Annotated in this window: 14 protein-coding genes; 2 read left to right on the top strand and 12 right to left on the bottom strand. The window is 68.0% G+C overall.

Features of this window, described 5'->3' with window-relative positions; genetic code table 11:
* Window positions 1-45 precede the first annotated feature (45 nt).
* From tpiA to MRBLWH10_RS05370, 9 genes are all read right to left on the bottom strand, one after another.
* Window positions 46-837 (bottom strand): triose-phosphate isomerase, encoded by a 792-nt coding sequence (tpiA, locus tag MRBLWH10_RS05410; protein ID WP_341941914.1) that lies wholly within the window; start codon window positions 835-837, stop codon window positions 46-48.
* A 4-nt stretch (window positions 838-841) separates the two neighbouring features.
* Window positions 842-2056: a phosphoglycerate kinase gene (locus tag MRBLWH10_RS05405; RefSeq protein WP_105674419.1), complete on the bottom strand. Its 1215-nt coding sequence runs from the start codon at window positions 2054-2056 to the stop codon at window positions 842-844.
* Between the two features lie 11 nt (window positions 2057-2067).
* A complete protein-coding gene (gap, locus tag MRBLWH10_RS05400) occupies window positions 2068-3078 on the bottom strand; it encodes a type I glyceraldehyde-3-phosphate dehydrogenase (protein ID WP_105674417.1) in 1011 nt (336 codons plus the stop codon).
* A gap of 104 nt (window positions 3079-3182) precedes the next feature.
* Window positions 3183-3809, bottom strand: coding sequence for a superoxide dismutase (locus MRBLWH10_RS05395; RefSeq protein ID WP_105674415.1), 627 nt, complete (start codon window positions 3807-3809; stop codon window positions 3183-3185).
* 184 nt (window positions 3810-3993) lie between these two features.
* The gene (gene whiA / locus MRBLWH10_RS05390) at window positions 3994-4971 is read right to left on the bottom strand and encodes a DNA-binding protein WhiA (RefSeq protein ID WP_105674413.1); all 978 of its coding nucleotides are present in this window, start codon (window positions 4969-4971) and stop codon (window positions 3994-3996) included.
* A 68-nt stretch (window positions 4972-5039) separates the two neighbouring features.
* Entirely contained in the window at window positions 5040-5912 is an 873-nt protein-coding gene (rapZ, locus tag MRBLWH10_RS05385; RefSeq protein ID WP_341941913.1) for an RNase adapter RapZ, read from the bottom strand.
* A 30-nt stretch (window positions 5913-5942) separates the two neighbouring features.
* Window positions 5943-7817: an excinuclease ABC subunit UvrC gene (uvrC, locus tag MRBLWH10_RS05380; protein ID WP_341941912.1), complete on the bottom strand. Its 1875-nt coding sequence runs from the start codon at window positions 7815-7817 to the stop codon at window positions 5943-5945.
* The gene (gene uvrA, locus MRBLWH10_RS05375; protein WP_341941911.1) at window positions 7817-10705 is read right to left on the bottom strand and encodes an excinuclease ABC subunit UvrA; all 2889 of its coding nucleotides are present in this window, start codon (window positions 10703-10705) and stop codon (window positions 7817-7819) included. The genes uvrC and uvrA overlap by 1 nt, the downstream gene beginning before the upstream one ends.
* Window positions 10706-10790: 85 nt before the next feature.
* Entirely contained in the window at window positions 10791-11243 is a 453-nt protein-coding gene (locus tag MRBLWH10_RS05370; RefSeq protein WP_105674407.1) for a MarR family transcriptional regulator, read from the bottom strand.
* Window positions 11244-11282: 39 nt separating this feature from the next.
* Between MRBLWH10_RS05370 and MRBLWH10_RS05365 the strand changes: the two genes are divergently transcribed.
* A complete protein-coding gene (locus tag MRBLWH10_RS05365) occupies window positions 11283-11531 on the top strand; it encodes a hypothetical protein (protein ID WP_341941910.1) in 249 nt (82 codons plus the stop codon).
* A 30-nt stretch (window positions 11532-11561) separates the two neighbouring features.
* Here the strand turns inward: MRBLWH10_RS05365 and MRBLWH10_RS05360 are convergent, their stop codons facing one another.
* Window positions 11562-11894 carry a TfoX/Sxy family protein gene (locus MRBLWH10_RS05360; protein ID WP_341941909.1) on the bottom strand — a complete coding sequence of 111 codons (333 nt, stop codon included), beginning with the start codon at window positions 11892-11894 and terminating at the stop codon, window positions 11562-11564.
* Window positions 11895-11962: 68 nt separating this feature from the next.
* Entirely contained in the window at window positions 11963-14035 is a 2073-nt protein-coding gene (uvrB, locus tag MRBLWH10_RS05355; RefSeq protein ID WP_223586271.1) for an excinuclease ABC subunit UvrB, read from the bottom strand.
* 57 nt (window positions 14036-14092) lie between these two features.
* On the opposite strand from uvrB, the gene MRBLWH10_RS05350 reads away from it, so the two are divergent.
* Complete coding sequence (locus tag MRBLWH10_RS05350; RefSeq protein WP_341941908.1) at window positions 14093-14710, top strand: DUF4126 domain-containing protein; 618 nt, start codon at window positions 14093-14095, stop codon at window positions 14708-14710.
* Here MRBLWH10_RS05350 and MRBLWH10_RS05345 read toward each other — a convergent pair.
* Window positions 14683-15474, bottom strand: a complete 792-nt coding sequence (locus MRBLWH10_RS05345) for a GNAT family N-acetyltransferase (RefSeq protein ID WP_341941907.1) — start codon at window positions 15472-15474, stop codon at window positions 14683-14685. The genes MRBLWH10_RS05350 and MRBLWH10_RS05345 overlap by 28 nt on opposite strands.
* Window position 15475: the final 1 nt, after the last annotated feature.

Raw genomic sequence — 15475 nt, 5'->3', positions numbered from 1 at the left:
AACGGTCAAGTATACGGTGCGGCGGGGCCGGAGCCCCGCCACAACTCACACTCCGACGTGCTTCTCGAACCGGATGATCGCGGCGAACTCGTCGACGACGAGGCTCGCCCCGCCGACCAGAGCGCCGTCCACATCGGGCTCGCGCATGAAGCTGGCGATGTTCGCCGACTTGACCGAACCGCCGTAGAGGATGCGCGTGCGCGCGGCGGCCTCGTCGCCGAGGACCTTCGCGATCACACCGCGCAGAGCGGCGCAGACGTCCTGCGCCTGCTGCGGCGTCGCCGCCTGGCCGGAGCCGATGGCCCAGACCGGCTCGTAGGCCACGACGATGTCGGCATCCTTCGAGACGCCCTGGAGCGCTGCCTCCAGCTGCCCGGCCGGAACCGCGCTCGCACCGAACTTCTCGAGGTCCTCCGCGGTCTCGCCGACGCAGATGACCGGAACGAGTCCGTTCTTCAGCGAGGCCTTCACCTTCGCGGCCACGACATCGTCCGACTCCGCGTGGTACTCACGGCGCTCGGAGTGGCCGATGATGACGTACTTCGTGTCGAGCTTGGCCAGGAACGCGCCCGAGACCTCGCCCGTGTACGCGCCGGAGTCGTGCGCCGAGACGTCCTGCGCGCCGAGGGCGAACGGGATCTTGTCGGCGTCGATCAGCGTCTGCACGCTGCGGATGTCGGTGAACGGAGGGAAGACCGCGACCTCGACGGACCCGTCCTCGTGCTTCGCATCCTTCAGCGTCCAGTGCAGCTTCTGGACGAAGGCGACCGCCTGCAGGTGGTCGAGGTTCATCTTCCAGTTTCCCGCGATCAGCGGGGTGCGCTTGTTCGTCGCCACGATGTCACTCCCATCCCAGGACGGTGAGTCCGGGTAGTTTCTTGCCCTCGAGGAATTCGAGGCTGGCGCCGCCGCCGGTCGAGATGTGACCGAACTGGTCGTCGGCGAAGCCGAGCTGGCGCACGGCCGCTGCGGAGTCGCCGCCGCCGACGACGCTGAGTCCGTCGACCTCGGTGAGAGCCTGCGCGACGGTCTTGGTGCCACCGGCGAAGGCCGGGAACTCGAACACGCCCATCGGGCCGTTCCAGAACACCGTCTTCGAGCCGCGTACGACCTCCGCGAACCTCGCGGCGGTCTCCGGACCGATGTCGAGGCCGATTCCCGAGGCGCCGAATGCGGTGTCCTCGATCGCGTCGGCCGCAGCGATCTCATGCGCGGCATCCGCGGCGAAGGCCGAGGCCACCACGACGTCGGTGGGGAGCACGAGTTCGACTCCGCGCTCCGCCGCCTCGGCGATGTATCCGCGAACGGTGTCGAGCTGGTCCTCCTCCAGGAGGCTCGAGGCGACGTCGTGCCCCTGAGCCTTGAGGAAGGTGAACAGCATGCCGCCTCCGACGAGGATGCGGTCGACGCGCGGGAGCAGGTGCGAGATGACGCCGAGCTTGTCGCTGACCTTCGAGCCACCCAGGACGACCGCGTACGGACGCTCCGGGTTCTCCGTGAGGCGGTCGAGCACATCGAGCTCGGCAGCGATCAGCAGACCGGCGGCCGACGGCAGGATCTCGGCGAGATCGTAGACGCTGGCCTGCTTGCGATGCACGACGCCGAAGCCGTCGGAGACGAGGACGTCGCCCAGTTCGGCGAGCTGCGCCGCGAACGCGCCGCGGATCTCGTCGTCCTTGGAGGTCTCCCCCGCGTTGAACCGCAGGTTCTCGATGACGACGACGCCGCCGTCTTCGAGCGAGGCGACGGCATCCTTCGCGGATTCGCCGACCGTGTCGCGCGCGAACGCGACCGGAGCGCCGAGCAGCTCGGACAGTCGCTGCGCGACCGGCTCCAGGCTGTACTGCGGGTCGGGTGCACCGTCGGGACGACCGAGGTGCGAGCAGACGACGACGCGGGCGCCGGCGTTGATGAGGGCGTTGAGGGTCGGCAGCGAGGCGCGTACACGCCCATCGTCCGTTATGACCCCGTCCCGCAGGGGGACGTTCAGGTCACAACGGACGATGACGCGCTTGCCCTCGAGCGAACCCAGTGAGTCCAGGGTGCGCAGAGTCATGTGTCTGAGATTCAGAGACGCTCGGCGACGTACTCGGTCAGGTCGACGAGACGGTTGGAGTAGCCCCACTCGTTGTCGTACCAGCTCGAGACCTTGACGAGGTTGCCGCTGACGTTGGTCAGCGTCGCGTCGAAGATCGAGGAGTGCGGGTTGTGCACGATGTCGCTGGAGACGATCTGGTCCTCGTTGTACTGCAGGTAGCCGGCGAGGCGACCCTCGGCAGCGGCCTTCTTGTAGGCCTCGTTGACCTCGTCGACCGTGAGGTCCTCGCGGTCGGTGATCAGCGTGAGGTCGACGATCGAGCCGGTGGGAACCGGAACGCGGTACGACGAGCCGCTCAGCTTGCCCTGGAGCTCCGGGAGCACCTCGCCGATCGCCTTGGCGGCACCGGTGGAGGCCGGGGTGATGTTGATCGCGGCGGCGCGTGCGCGGCGCAGGTCGCCGTGCGGGCCGTCCTGCAGGTTCTGGTCGGCCGTGTAGGCGTGCGCGGTCATCATGAAGCCGCGGTCGATGCCGAACGCGTCGTTGAACACCTGAGCCAGCGGCGCGAGGCAGTTGGTCGTGCAGGAGGCGTTGGAGATGATGTGATCCGTCTCCGGGTTGTAGGTGTCCTCGTTCACGCCCATGACGAACGTGCCGTCGACACCCGTGCCGGGAGCCGAGATCAGGACCTTCTTGGCGCCGGCCTCGATGTGCTTCTTGGCCAGCTCCGCCTTGGTGAAGAAGCCGGTCGACTCGATCACGATGTCGACGCCCAGCTCGCCCCACGGGAGGTTGGCGGGGTCGCGCTCAGCGAACGCCTTGATCTCCTTGCCGTTGACGGTGATGCTGTCGTCGTCGTAGCTGATGTCGGCGTCGAGGACGCCTCCGACCGAGTCGTACTTCAGCAGGTGCGCCAGCGTCTTGTTGTCGGTGAGGTCGTTGACCGCGACGATCTCGAGGTCAGCCCCCTGCGCGAGAGCCGCGCGGAAGTAGTTGCGTCCGATGCGGCCGAAGCCGTTGATACCGATCTTGACAGACACTCAGGTCTCCTGATTTCTTATGCGCTCGCGCGCGGTTTCAACTAGAGAGAGCATGGACAACGGCGTCCCGACGGGCGAAGAGTCCATCGGGACGCCCGTCTTGTTTACGACAGTACCAGCAGGCCAGCGGTCTTCTCACGGGCGATATCGAAGCGCTGTGCGACGTTCTCCCAGTTCGCGATGTTCCAGGCGGCCTTGACGTAGTCGGCCTTCACGTTCAGGTAGTCGAGGTAGAAGGCGTGCTCCCACATGTCGAGCTGGAAGATCGGGACCGTGCCCTGAGCCGTGTTCGACTGCTGGTCGAACAGCTGCTGGATGATCAGTCGCTGTCCGATCGAGTCCCAGCTCAGCACCGACCAGCCGGAGCCCTGGATGCCGAGGGCGTTCGCGGTGAAGTGCGCCTGGAACTTCTCGAAGGAGCCGAAGAACTCGTCGATGGCGGCGCGGAGCTCGCCCTCGGGCTCGCCTCCGCCGTTCGGCGACAGGTTGGTCCAGAAGATGGAGTGGTTGACGTGACCGCCGAGGTTGAACGCGAGGTCCTTCTCGAGCTTGTTCACGTTCGCGAGGTTTCCGGTCTCACGGGCCTCAGCGAGACCGTCGAGCGCGGCGTTGGCACCGGCGACGTAGGCCGCGTGGTGCTTGTCGTGGTGCAGCTCCATGATCTTGCCGCTGATGTGCGGCTCGAGGGCTGCGAAGTCGTACGGAAGGTCGGGGAGCGTGTAGGTCGCCATTTCGCTTTCATCCAATCCGCGCCGCGCCGCGGCGCTTGCCGATCCTCCGCGCCACCGAAGTGCGGTGCGGAGCGGACGCTTTTCATCCTACTGACGACAACGCGGCGAGGGACCCGTTCCTTCCGCCGTATGACGAAAGAGAGCCGGCCCCGTCGGGGTCGGCTCTCTTTCGTCGGTCGTGAGATCAGACGTCGAGTCCTGCCGGCACGGCGGCCTCGGTACCGGGGATGCCCTCCTGCTGCGCGCGCTTGTCGGCCATCGCGAGGAGTCGGCGGATGCGCCCTGCGACGGCATCCTTCGTCATGGGAGGCTCGGCGTGGTGGCCGAGTTCGTCGAGGCTCGCATCGCGATGCGCCAGGCGCAGCTCGCCGGCGACCTTGAGGTGGTCGGGCACGTCATCGGCGAGGATCTCCAGTGCGCGCTCCACGCGCGCGCACGCGGCGACGGCGGCCTGCGCGGAGCGGCGGAGGTTCGCGTCGTCGAAGTTCACGAGGCGGTTCACGCCGGCCCGCACCTCGCGGCGCTGACGCATCTCCTCCCAGGCGACGGCGGTGCGCTGAGCACCCATCTCGCTGAGGATCGTGCGGATCGCCTCGCCCTCGCGGACGACGACGCGCGGCATCCCGCGGACCTCGCGGGCCTTCGCGGCGACGCCGAGACGGTGCGCGGCGCCGACGAGGGCCATGGCGGCCTCGGACGTGGGGCAGGACACCTCGAGCATCGCGGAACGGCCGGGCTCGCTGAGCGTACCTGCAGCGAGGAAGGCTCCGCGCCACAGTCCGGAGACCTCCGCGCGGGAGCCGGTGGTCAGACGGTTCGGCAGGCCGCGCACGGGGCGACGGCGCTGGTCGAGGAGACCGGTCTGGCGTGCGAGGGTCTCCCCCGAGGCGATCACGCGCACGGCCCAGCGGGCGCCGTCGTTCGCGGTGCTCGACTGCACCTGGGCGATCTCCGGGCGCACGCCGTAGATCTCCGCGAGGTCCCTGGCGACGCGCTGTGCGAGCACCTCCGCATCCACCTCGGCTTCGACGGCCACCCGGCCGGCGATCGAGTGCAGTCCGCCGGCGAACCGGAGGATGGCGGTGACCTCCGCGACACGCACCGTGGGGGGTGCATTGCGGATGCTGACCAGCTCAGCCTTGACGTCGGTGGTTAGTGCCACGGGACTCCTTCACGTTCACGCGCCGGGTCGCGACGCAAACCTCCAGCCTACCCGGCTTTGCGGCTCGGCTACTCCCGGCCCAGGTCTCTGTGACGCACGCTGACGGCGACTCCGGGGACCGCCGCGAGGCGTCGAGCGAGCTCCTCCACCATGGCGACCGAGCGGTGCTTTCCGCCGGTGCATCCGATGGCGACGGTCGAGTGGCTCTTGTTCTCGCGCTGGTAACCCTCGAGGACCGGCGTGAGGGCGGCAGTGTAGGCGTCGAGGAACTCCGTCGCCCCTTCCCGCGAGAGCACGTAGTCTCGCACCGCCTCATCCTGACCGGTCTGTCCGCGGAGCTCCTCGTTCCAGAACGGATTGGGCAGGAAGCGCATGTCTGCGACGAGGTCGACGTCGGTGGGCAGACCGTACTTGAAGCCGAAGCTCATCAGCGTCACGCGGTGGCGGGCGGCGCCCTCTTCGGAGAACAGGTCGGACACCTGGGTCGCGAGCTGATGGATGTTCAGCGAGGACGTGTCGATCACGAGATCCGCCGCCTCGCGGATCGCCGCGAGACGCGAGCGCTCGATGCGGATGCCGTCGAGCAGCGTGCCGTCGCCCTGCAGCGGATGCGGCCGGCGGACCGACTCGAATCGACGCACGAGCACGTCGTCGGAGGCGTCGAGGAACAGCACACGCACGGATCCTCGCGAGCGCAGCGCGCGCGCGACCCCGGGGAAGTCGTCGAAGAGGTTGCGACCGCGGACATCGACCACGGCGGCGATCTTCGGAAGCGCATCACCGCCCATGTCGGTCAGGTCGAGGAGGGGCCGCAGGATCTGCGGTGGGAGGTTGTCGACGACGTACCAGCCGAGGTCCTCGAGTGCGTTCGCGACGGTCGTGCGCCCCGCGCCCGACATCCCCGTGACGATGAGGAACTCGCCCTTGTCCCCGTCTGCCATCATTGCTCCTTCTCCCCCGCCGTCACCAGCCTAGCGAGTGGAGAGATGCGTGTGGATGCTCTGTGCGAGCACGGGGCCGATGCCCTGGACCTCTTCGATCTCCCCCGGCTGCGCCGCACGCAGCGCGGTGACCGAACCGAAGTGCTTGAGCAGCACCTTGATGCGGGCAGCGCCGAGCCCTGGGACCTCGGCGAGGATCGTCGTGATGTCATTGCGCCGGCGCTTTCGCTGGTGCGTGATCGCGAAACGATGCGCCTCGTCGCGGAGACGCTGGAGAAGGTACAGGGACTCGCTCGTGCGCGGGAGGATCACCGGGAAGTCCTCGCCGGGCAGCCAGATCTCCTCCAGGCGCTTGGCGATGCCGCAGACCGCGATCTCGGTGTGCCCCGAGTCGCGGAGCGCCCGCGCGGCGGCTTCCACCTGCGGCTGACCTCCGTCGACGAGCAGGAGCTGCGGCGGGTACGCGAAACGCGGCTTCCTGCGCCCGGTCGTCTCCTCACCCTCGGTGTCCTCCAGAGGCTCCGGCCTGTCGAGGTAGGCGAGGCGCCTGGTGAGCACCTGGTACATCGAGTCGGTGTCGTCGGTCGTCTCTGCGATGTTGAACGAGCGGTACTGGTCCTTGCGTGGGAGGCCGTCCTCGAAGACGACCATCGACGCCACGACGTTCGTGCCGCTCAGATGCGAGATGTCGTAGCACTCGATACGCAACGGAGCATCCGCCATTCCCAGGGCGTCCTGCAGATCGGTGAGCGCCTGCGTGCGAGCGACGTAGTCGCTGGTGCGTCTGGTCTTGTGCCTGATCAGCGCCTGCTGCGCGTTCAGCGTCGCCGTGCGCATGAGGTCGGCACGCTGCCCTCGCTGAGCGACGGCGATCTCGACCTTCTTGCCGCGGCGCTCTCTGAGCCAGAGCTCCAGCTCCGCCGCGTCGTCGGGCAGCGTCGGCACCAGGATGCGGCGGGGCACGTCCTGGGCATCGCCGTAGGCGCGCTGCAGCACCTGATCGACGAGTTCCGCACCGGAGATGTCGATCTCCTTGTCGAGCGCCAGCGCCCTGACGCCTCGCACCCGACCTCCTCTGATAACGAAGTGCTGCACAGCCGCCGACAGCTCGTCCTCCGCGATCCCGAACAGGTCGGCGTCCTCGTCGGGCGAGAGCACGAGAGCGCTCTTGCCGAGCACGGCCTCGATCGCGGAGAGCCGGTCGCGGTACTTCGCCGCGGCCTCGTAGTCCATGGCTGCGGATGCGGCGAGCATCCTCGCGGTCAGGTCCTTCGTGAACCGTTCATCGCCCCCGGCCATGAAGGCGACGAAGTCGTCGACCATGGCACGGTGCTCCTCGATCGTGACCGTCATCGAGCACGGTCCGCCGCACTTGCCGATCTGCCCGGGGAAGCAGGGACGCCCCGTCTGCATGGCGCGCTTGTAACTGGCGTCGCTGCACGTGCGGATGGGGAAGACCTTGATCATCAGGTCGATCGTGTCGTGCACGGCCCACACCTTGGGGTACGGACCGAAGTAGCGCGCGCCGGCGATCTTGCGGTTGCGGGTCACGATCACGCGAGGAGCTTCGTCTCCGAGGGTCACCGCCATGAAGGGGTAGGACTTGTCGTCCTTGTAGCGCACGTTGAAGGGCGGATCGAACTCCTTGATCCACATGTACTCCAGCTGCAGGGAGTCCACGTCGGTCGACACGACCGTCCACTCCACCGACGCCGCCGTCGTCACCATCCGCCTGGTGCGCTCATGCAGGGTGCGCAGCGGGGCGAAGTAGTTCGAGAGACGCTGGCGCAGGTTCTTCGCCTTGCCGACGTAGAGCACGCGCCCCTCCGCATCGCGGAACCTGTACACGCCGGGGTCGGTGGGGATCTCACCGGTCCGCGGCTTGTACGGCAGCACGTCGGCCATCAGCTGGCCTTCCGAGCCGCCCGCCCGTCGCCGAGGATCTCCGCGAGGAACTGACCGGTGTGGCTCTCCTCGACGCGGGCGATCTGCTCCGGCGTGCCGACCGCGAGGATCTCACCACCGCCCGAGCCGCCCTCGGGGCCGAGGTCGATGACCCAGTCCGCCGACTTGATGACGTCGAGGTTGTGCTCGATGACGATGACCGTGTTGCCCTTGTCGACGAGTCCGTTCAGCACCTCGAGGAGCTTGCGGACGTCTTCGAAGTGCAGACCTGTCGTCGGCTCGTCGAGCACGTAGATGCTGCGTCCGTTGCTGCGACGCTGGAGCTCGGTCGCGAGCTTCACGCGCTGCGCTTCGCCGCCCGACAGGGTGGTCGCGGACTGCCCCAGCCGCACGTAGCCGAGGCCGACGTCGACCAGCGTCTTCATGTAGCGGTGGATCGCCTGGATCGGCTCGAAGAACTCGGCGGCCTCGGCGATCGGCATCTCGAGCACCTCGGCGATGTTCTTGCCCTTGTAGTGCACGGCCAGGGTGTCGCGGTTGTACCGCTTGCCGTGGCACACCTCGCAGTCGACGTAGACGTCGGGGAGGAAATTCATCTCGATCTTGATCGTGCCGTCGCCAGAGCAGGCGTCACAGCGTCCGCCCTTGACATTGAAGCTGAAGCGCCCGGGCTGGTAGCCGCGCACCTTCGCCTCCGGCGTCTCGCTGAACAGCGTGCGGATGCGGTCGAACACGCCCGTGTAGGTCGCCGGGTTCGACCGCGGGGTGCGCCCGATCGGCGCCTGGTCGACATGCACGACCTTGTCGAGGTTGTCGAGGCCGGAGACGCGGGTGTGCTTGCCGGGGACCGTGCGCGCTCCGTTGAGGCGCGAGGCGAGCACCTGGTACAGGATGTCGTTGACGAGCGACGACTTCCCCGAACCGCTCACACCCGTCACGGCGGTGAGGAGGCCGAGCGGGAAGTCGGCGTTCACGTTCTTGAGGTTGTTCTCCCGCGCTCCGACGACGCTCAGCATCCGCTTCTTGTCGATCTTGCGGCGCTTCTTCGGGGCGGGGATCTCGCGGCGTCCGGAGAGGTACTCCCCCGTCATCGACGCGGACTCGCTCAGCAGCGCGGAGTACGGCCCGGAGTGGACGACCTCTCCTCCGTTGACGCCGGCGCCGGGGCCGATGTCGACGACCCAGTCGGCCGCCTCGATGGTCTCTTCATCGTGCTCGACGACGATGAGGGTGTTGCCGAGATCGCGGAGCTTGAGCAGCGTGTCGATGAGCCGGCGGTTGTCGCGCTGGTGCAGTCCGATGGACGGCTCGTCGAGCACGTACAGCACGCCGGTGAGGCCGGAGCCGATCTGCGTCGCGAGCCGGATGCGCTGCGCCTCGCCGCCGGAGAGCGACCCTGCGGATCGGCTCAGGTTGAGGTACGAGAGACCGACCTGCAGCAGGAAGTCGAGGCGGAGACGGATCTCGCGCAGCACCTGCGCGGCGATCTTCGCCTCGCGGTCGGTGAGTGTGAGCGTGCCCATGAACTCACGCGCATCGGCGAGGCTGAGGTGCGAGACCTCGGCGATCGAGTGTCCGTGCACCTGCACCGCGAGAACCTCGGGCTTGAGGCGGTTGCCGTCGCACACCGGGCACGGCACCTCGCGGAGGTACTCGCCCCAGCGGGCCCGCTGCGTGTCGGACTCCGCCTGCGCGTACTGCCGCTCGATGTAGGGCACGACGCCCTCGAATCCGGAGGCGTAGCGCATCTCGCGGCCGTACCGGTTCTTCCACTTGACCGTGACCTTGTAGTTCTCACCGCGGAGGATCGCATCCTGCACGTCGACGCGCAGATCCTGCCATGGTGTGTCGAGCGAGAAGTTGAGGTCGGAGGCGAGCCCCTCGAGAAGCCGCTCGTAGTACTGGAACAGTCCCTTGCCCTGCGTGGTCCAGGGGATGATGGCGCCCTCGCGGATCGAGAGCTCCTCGTCGCCGAGCATCAGATCGATGTCGACCGACATGCGCGTGCCGAGACCCGAGCACGCGGGGCACGCGCCGAACGGCGCGTTGAACGAGAAGGTCCGCGGCTCGATCTCGGTGAGCGTGATCGCGTGGCCGTTGGGGCATGCGAGCTTCTCCGAGAACGACTGCCAGGCGCCGTCGCCCTCCTCGTCGACGAAGTTGACCTGCACGACCCCGCCAGCGAGACCGAGGGCGGTCTCGACGGAGTCCGTGACGCGGCCGAGGATGTCATCAGCGGCCACGAGGCGGTCGACGACGACGGCGATGTCGTGCTTGTAGCTCTTCTTCAGCGTGGGCGGCTCGGCGAGCTGGATCAGGTCGCCGTCGACGATCGCGCGCGAGTAGCCCTTGGCCCCCAGCTCGCGGAACAGGTCGACGAACTCGCCCTTCTTCTGCGAGACGACCGGCGCGACGATCTGATAGCGGGTGCGCTCGGGGAGCTCCATGAGCTGGTCGGCGATCTGCTGCACGGTCTGACGCTGGATCTTCTCTCCGCACTCCGGGCAGTGCGGGATGCCGATGCGCGCCCACAGCAGACGCATGTAGTCGTAGATCTCTGTGATCGTGCCCACGGTGGAGCGCGGGTTGCGGTTGGTCGACTTCTGGTCGATCGACACCGCGGGGCTCAGCCCCTCGATGAAGTCGACGTCTGGGCGGTCCACCTGCCCGAGGAACTGGCGCGCGTACGCGCTCAGCGATTCGACGTAGCGGCGCTGCCCCTCTGCGAAGATCGTGTCGAACGCGAGGCTGGACTTCCCGGAGCCGGACAGGCCGGTGAACACGACGAGGGAGTCGCGCGGGATGTCGATGTCGACGTTCTTGAGGTTGTGCACGCGGGCACCGCGAACACTGAGTTTTCCTGGGGTTGCAACCGGGACGATAGGCACCGGTCAAGTCTACGAGGGGCCACGGACATCGGCTCCGCCGGCGGCCTCGGTGCGCTCCTCCTCCGTGGCGGGGCACCGCCGACGGCTAGGCCCCGGACAGCTCCGTGACGCGCCGACCCGCGAAGGCCGACAGGCCGTCTCTCAGGACGGACACCTGCGAGATGTCCATGTCGACGGCGGCCATGACCTGATGCGGAACGTCGAGGGCCCGTTCCCGCAGCGCGGCGCCGGCATCCGTCAGCGCGATCTCCAGCCGCCTCTCGTCCTGCGGGCTGCGCTGTCGGGTGACGAGTCCGTCCGCCTCGAGGCGCTTGACCAGCGGCGACGCGGTGGCCGGCTCCATGGCGAGATCGGCGGCGAGGTCGGCGAGGGTGCGAGGCGCCCGCTCCCAGAGCGCGAGCATGACGAGATACTGCGGGTGCGTGAGGCCGAGGGGCTCGAGGATCGGACGGTAGATCGCCACCACGTTGCGCGCGGCCGTGACCACGGCGAAGCACAGTTGGTTCTCGAGCTTGAGCAGGTCATCGGATGCCGTCACGGCTCCGAGTATACATAGGCACTAATAGTTAGTACACTAATGAACATGGCAACGAACTCCGACCGCGCTCCCCTTCGCACCCGTATCCGCGAGGCGGGCGGTCTCTACGCCTGGTTCAACACGAACCTGATCCGCTTCGCCGGCCCCGCCTCGGTGGGCCCGTACGAGAAGACGCCGCCGCCCAGCGCCGCCGAACGCGCCGAACGTGCGTGCCCGCTGTGCGGCGCGCCGATGACGGAGCACGAGATCGACCGCTCGGGCCCGAAGCCCCTCATGCACTGCCCCTGAACTCGCGCGGCCTCTCGCACGACGGCGCGTTCATGGGCGACCCGCCGAGTCCTCCCTGGCGGCGTCGATCCAGAACATGAGCGCGTCGTCATCGGCCACGGTGGCGACGTCGACGTCCAGCCAGCTCGCACTCATCGTCTTGGCGCCCATCACGGCCCTGGCGACTCCCGGCCTCACCGCCAGCGCGGCGCCCTGCTCCTCCGACACCCGCACCAGCAGCACCCCGCCCTTGCGCGCACCCACCAGGATGCGGCCGTCCATCAGGAAAGCCCGGCTTCCGAACATCCGCTTCTCCTCGATCGACGGATCCGCTCCCATGAGCGCACGGATGCGATCGGCGAGCTCTTCTCCTGCCGCGTCCATCGCGTGCCTCTCCTCGTCGAGCCGGTGAGAGGCCGTGCCCTCTCGCGCTCTGTCCAGATCTCCGCCGATCAGGCGTGTCCGGCGCGCTCCATGGCGCGCAGCTCCTTCTTCAGATCCTGCACCTCATCGCGAAGTCGCCCGGCGAGCTCGAACTTCAGCTCTCCAGCGGCGGCCAGCATCTGATCAGAGAGATCCTGGATGGTCGCCTCCAACTGCAGCGCTCCTTCGGCCGCGATGCCCGTGCGTCGCAGGTTCGGCGTCGGCGACTTGCCCTTGCCCGTGGCACGTCCTCGACTCGACATCATGTCGGCCGTGTCGGCCCCCTCGCGGGCGAGCACCTCGGTGATGTCGGCGATCCGCTTGCGCAGCGGCTGCGGATCGATCCCGTGCTCGGTGTTGTACGCGATCTGCTTGTCGCGGCGCCGATCGGTCTCCTCGATCGCCTTAGCCATCGAGTCGGTCATGTTGTCGGCGTACATGTGCACCTCGCCGGAGACGTTGCGGGCTGCGCGCCCGATCGTCTGGATCAGGGAGGTCCCCGAGCGGAGGAAACCCTCCTTGTCGGCATCGAGGATCGCGACCAGCGACACCTCTGGCAGGTCGAGACCCTCGCGAAGAAGGTTGATGCCGACCAGCACGTCGTAGACGCCCGCCCTGAGCTCGCTGAGCAGCTCCACTCGTCGGAGCGTGTCGACGTCGGAGTGCAGATAGCGCACGCGGACCCCGTGCTCGCCCAGGAAGTCGGTGAGCTCCTCGGCCATCTTCTTGGTGAGGGTGGTGACGAGGACGCGCTCGTCCTTCTGGGCGCGGATCCTGATCTCCTCGAGGAGGTCGTCGATCTGCCCCTTCGACGGCTTCACGATGATGTGCGGGTCGACGAGTCCGGTGGGGCGGATGATCTGCTCGACCACGCCGTCGGCGATGCCCATCTCGTACTTGCCCGGGGTCGCCGAGAGGTAGACGGTCTGACCGATGCGGTTCTTGAACTCGTCCCACCGCAGCGGCCTGTTGTCCATGGCGCTCGGAAGACGGAAGCCATGATCGACGAGCGTGCGCTTGCGCGAGGCGTCGCCCTCGTACATCGCGCCGATCTGCGGCACGGTGACGTGCGACTCGTCGATGACCAGGAGGAAGTCGTCGGGGAAGAAGTCGAGCAGAGTGTGCGGCGGCTCCCCGGCCTCGCGCCCGTCCATGTGGCGCGAGTAGTTCTCGATGCCGGAGCAGAATCCGAGCTGCTGCAGCATCTCGAGGTCGAAGGTCGTCCGCATGCGCAGGCGCTGGGCCTCGAGGAGCTTGCCCTGCTTCTCGAACTCGGCGAGCCGCTCCTCCAGCTCCGCCTCGATCGTGCCGATGGAGCGCTGGATGACGTCGGTGCCGGCGACGTAGTGGGATGCGGGGAAGATCGGCACGGCGTCGAGCTTCTCGATGACCTCGCCCGTGAGCGGATGCAGGGAGTACAGCGCCTCGATCTCGTCGCCGAAGAGCTCGATGCGGATCGCGTGCTCCTCGTACACGGGGATGATCTCGATCGTGTCTCCGCGGACCCGGAAGTTGCCGCGGGAGAAGTCGACGTCATTGCGGTTGTACTGCATCGCGATGAACTGGCGGATCAGGGCGTCGCGGTCGTAGCGCTCCCCCACCTGCAGGGCGACCATGGCACGGAGGTACTCCTCCGGAGCGCCGAGGCCGTAGATGCACGACACGGTCGACACGACGACGACGTCGCGACGGCTGAGCAGCGAGTTCGTCGTCGAGTGCCGCAGCCGCTCGACCTCGGAGTTGATCGACGAGTCCTTCTCGATGAAGGTGTCCGTCTGCGGCACGTAGGCCTCTGGCTGGTAGTAGTCGTAGTACGAGACGAAGTACTCGACGGCGTTGTTGGGCATGAGCTCGCGGAACTCGTTGGCGAGCTGCGCTGCGAGCGTCTTGTTGTGCGCCAGCACGAGAGTCGGACGCTGCACCTGCTCGATGAGCCACGCCGTCGTGGCCGACTTTCCGGTGCCGGTTGCGCCGAGCAGCACGATGTCGGTCTCGCCCGCGTTGATCCGCGCGGCGAGGTCGGCGATCGCCTTCGGCTGATCACCGGCCGGGACGTACTCGCTGATGACCTCGAACGGACGGACACTGCGCGTGGGTTGCATACCTCCAGCGTAGGCGGGACCACGGACATCGAGGCCGGCTCCGCCTAGTCTGAGAGGGTGATCGAGTTCGTCATCGGCACCAGCCTCGCGGCATCCGCCGGCCTCAACGCCTGGATGCCGCTGTTCCTGCTCGGTCTCGCCGACCGCGTGCTGCCGGCGGTGCAGCTCCCACCCACCTGGTCGTGGCTGTCGGGCGATCTCGCACTGTGGATCATCGGAGCGCTCCTGCTGCTCGAGATCGTGGCCGACAAGATCCCCGCGCTCGACTCGGTGAACGACGTCATCCAGAGCATCCTGCGGCCTGCGGCTGGTGGCATCGCGTTCGGCGCCGGCTCCAGCGCGCAGACGATCGCCGTCGACGATCCCGCGTCGTTCTTCTCCGAGAACACCTGGGTCCCCGTCGTCGTCGGCATCGCGATCGCGCTCGTCGTCCACGTCGTCAAGGCCACGGCGCGCGTCGCCGCGAACGCCACGACCGGAGGACTCGCCGCGCCCGTCCTCAGCACCGCAGAGGACGGAGCCTCCTTCGCCCTCGCGGCCGCCGCGATCGTGATCCCCGTCCTCGCAGCGGTGCTGCTCGTCGGCCTGATCGTGGTCATCGTGGCTGCGGTGAGGCGCCGCGCGCGGCGCCGGCGGGAGCGCTCGGATCAGTCCGCCGGGCGCGCCCACACGTAGGGCGTCGTGGTCGAGACCTTCACGAATCCCGACCTCTCCAGGATCGGGCGGGAGAACTCCGTCGAGTCCGACTGCAGGTAGCGGACGCCGCGGGCCAGAGCGGATCGGGCCCGCTCGGCGGTGAGCGCGCGATAGATGCCGCGGCCCCGCCACTCCTCGAGGGTCGAGCCGCCCCACAGACCGGCGAACTCGGTGCCTGCGACGGGCTCCAACCGCCCCGCGCTGACCACCTCGCCGTCGACGACCGCGATCCACAGCTCCACCGTGTCGTCGACGCGCATGCGTTCGATCAGCGACTCGGCGCGCGAGCGCCAGTCCGCATCGTCGAAGACGCGTCCCTGCATCTCGCCGGCGGCGCGCACCTCGTCCTCCGAGAGCGCGCGACGGATCGTCACCTCACCGGGGATGACGACGTCCTCGGCGAGCAGAGCGGCCTCGCCGATCATGATCGACTCCGGCTCCTCCGGCACGAATCCCGCTGCCAGCAGGGCCTCGTGGAGACCGGGAGCCGTGTCGTGCCCTCGGGTCTTCCACTCCACCTCCGCGACCTGCGCCCTGTCGGCGAAGTGCGCGAGCGCTCCCTCCACCAGCTCGCGGATGCCGTCGGCATCCGCTCCCCCGAGGCCCGCGTACGTGATGAAGCCTCGCCCGCCGTGGAAGGTCGCGAGGCTCAGCGGTCCGAGCTGCACGACCCGCTCCGCGTGCGCGGTCTCCGGCCCTGTGCGGAGCTGGCGGTCGTAGGCGTCGAGATACTGCGTCTGCATG

Origin of the sequence: Microbacterium sp. LWH10-1.2 (assembly GCF_038397765.1) — a bacterium.
Lineage (GTDB): Bacteria > Actinomycetota > Actinomycetes > Actinomycetales > Microbacteriaceae > Microbacterium > Microbacterium natoriense.
Note: the sequence above shows the minus strand (reverse complement) of the source record. Positions and strands in the feature narration are given on the sequence as shown.

Bases quoted from the DNA above. Each gene is read 5' to 3' on its own strand.
- MRBLWH10_RS05405 (WP_105674419.1), bottom strand. From the start codon at position 2,056: ATGACTCTGCGCACCCTGGACTCACTGGGTTCGCTCGAGGGCAAGCGC.
- MRBLWH10_RS05395 (WP_105674415.1), bottom strand. From the start codon at position 3,809: ATGGCGACCTACACGCTCCCCGACCTTCCGTACGACTTCGCAGCCCTC.
- rapZ (WP_341941913.1), bottom strand. From the start codon at position 5,912: ATGGCAGACGGGGACAAGGGCGAGTTCCTCATCGTCACGGGGATGTCG.
- uvrC (WP_341941912.1), bottom strand. From the start codon at position 7,817: ATGGCCGACGTGCTGCCGTACAAGCCGCGGACCGGTGAGATCCCCACC.
- MRBLWH10_RS05365 (WP_341941910.1), top strand. From the start codon at position 11,283: ATGAACATGGCAACGAACTCCGACCGCGCTCCCCTTCGCACCCGTATC.
- MRBLWH10_RS05360 (WP_341941909.1), bottom strand. From the start codon at position 11,894: ATGGACGCGGCAGGAGAAGAGCTCGCCGATCGCATCCGTGCGCTCATG.
- uvrB (WP_223586271.1), bottom strand. From the start codon at position 14,035: ATGCAACCCACGCGCAGTGTCCGTCCGTTCGAGGTCATCAGCGAGTAC.
- MRBLWH10_RS05345 (WP_341941907.1), bottom strand. From the start codon at position 15,474: ATGCAGACGCAGTATCTCGACGCCTACGACCGCCAGCTCCGCACAGGG.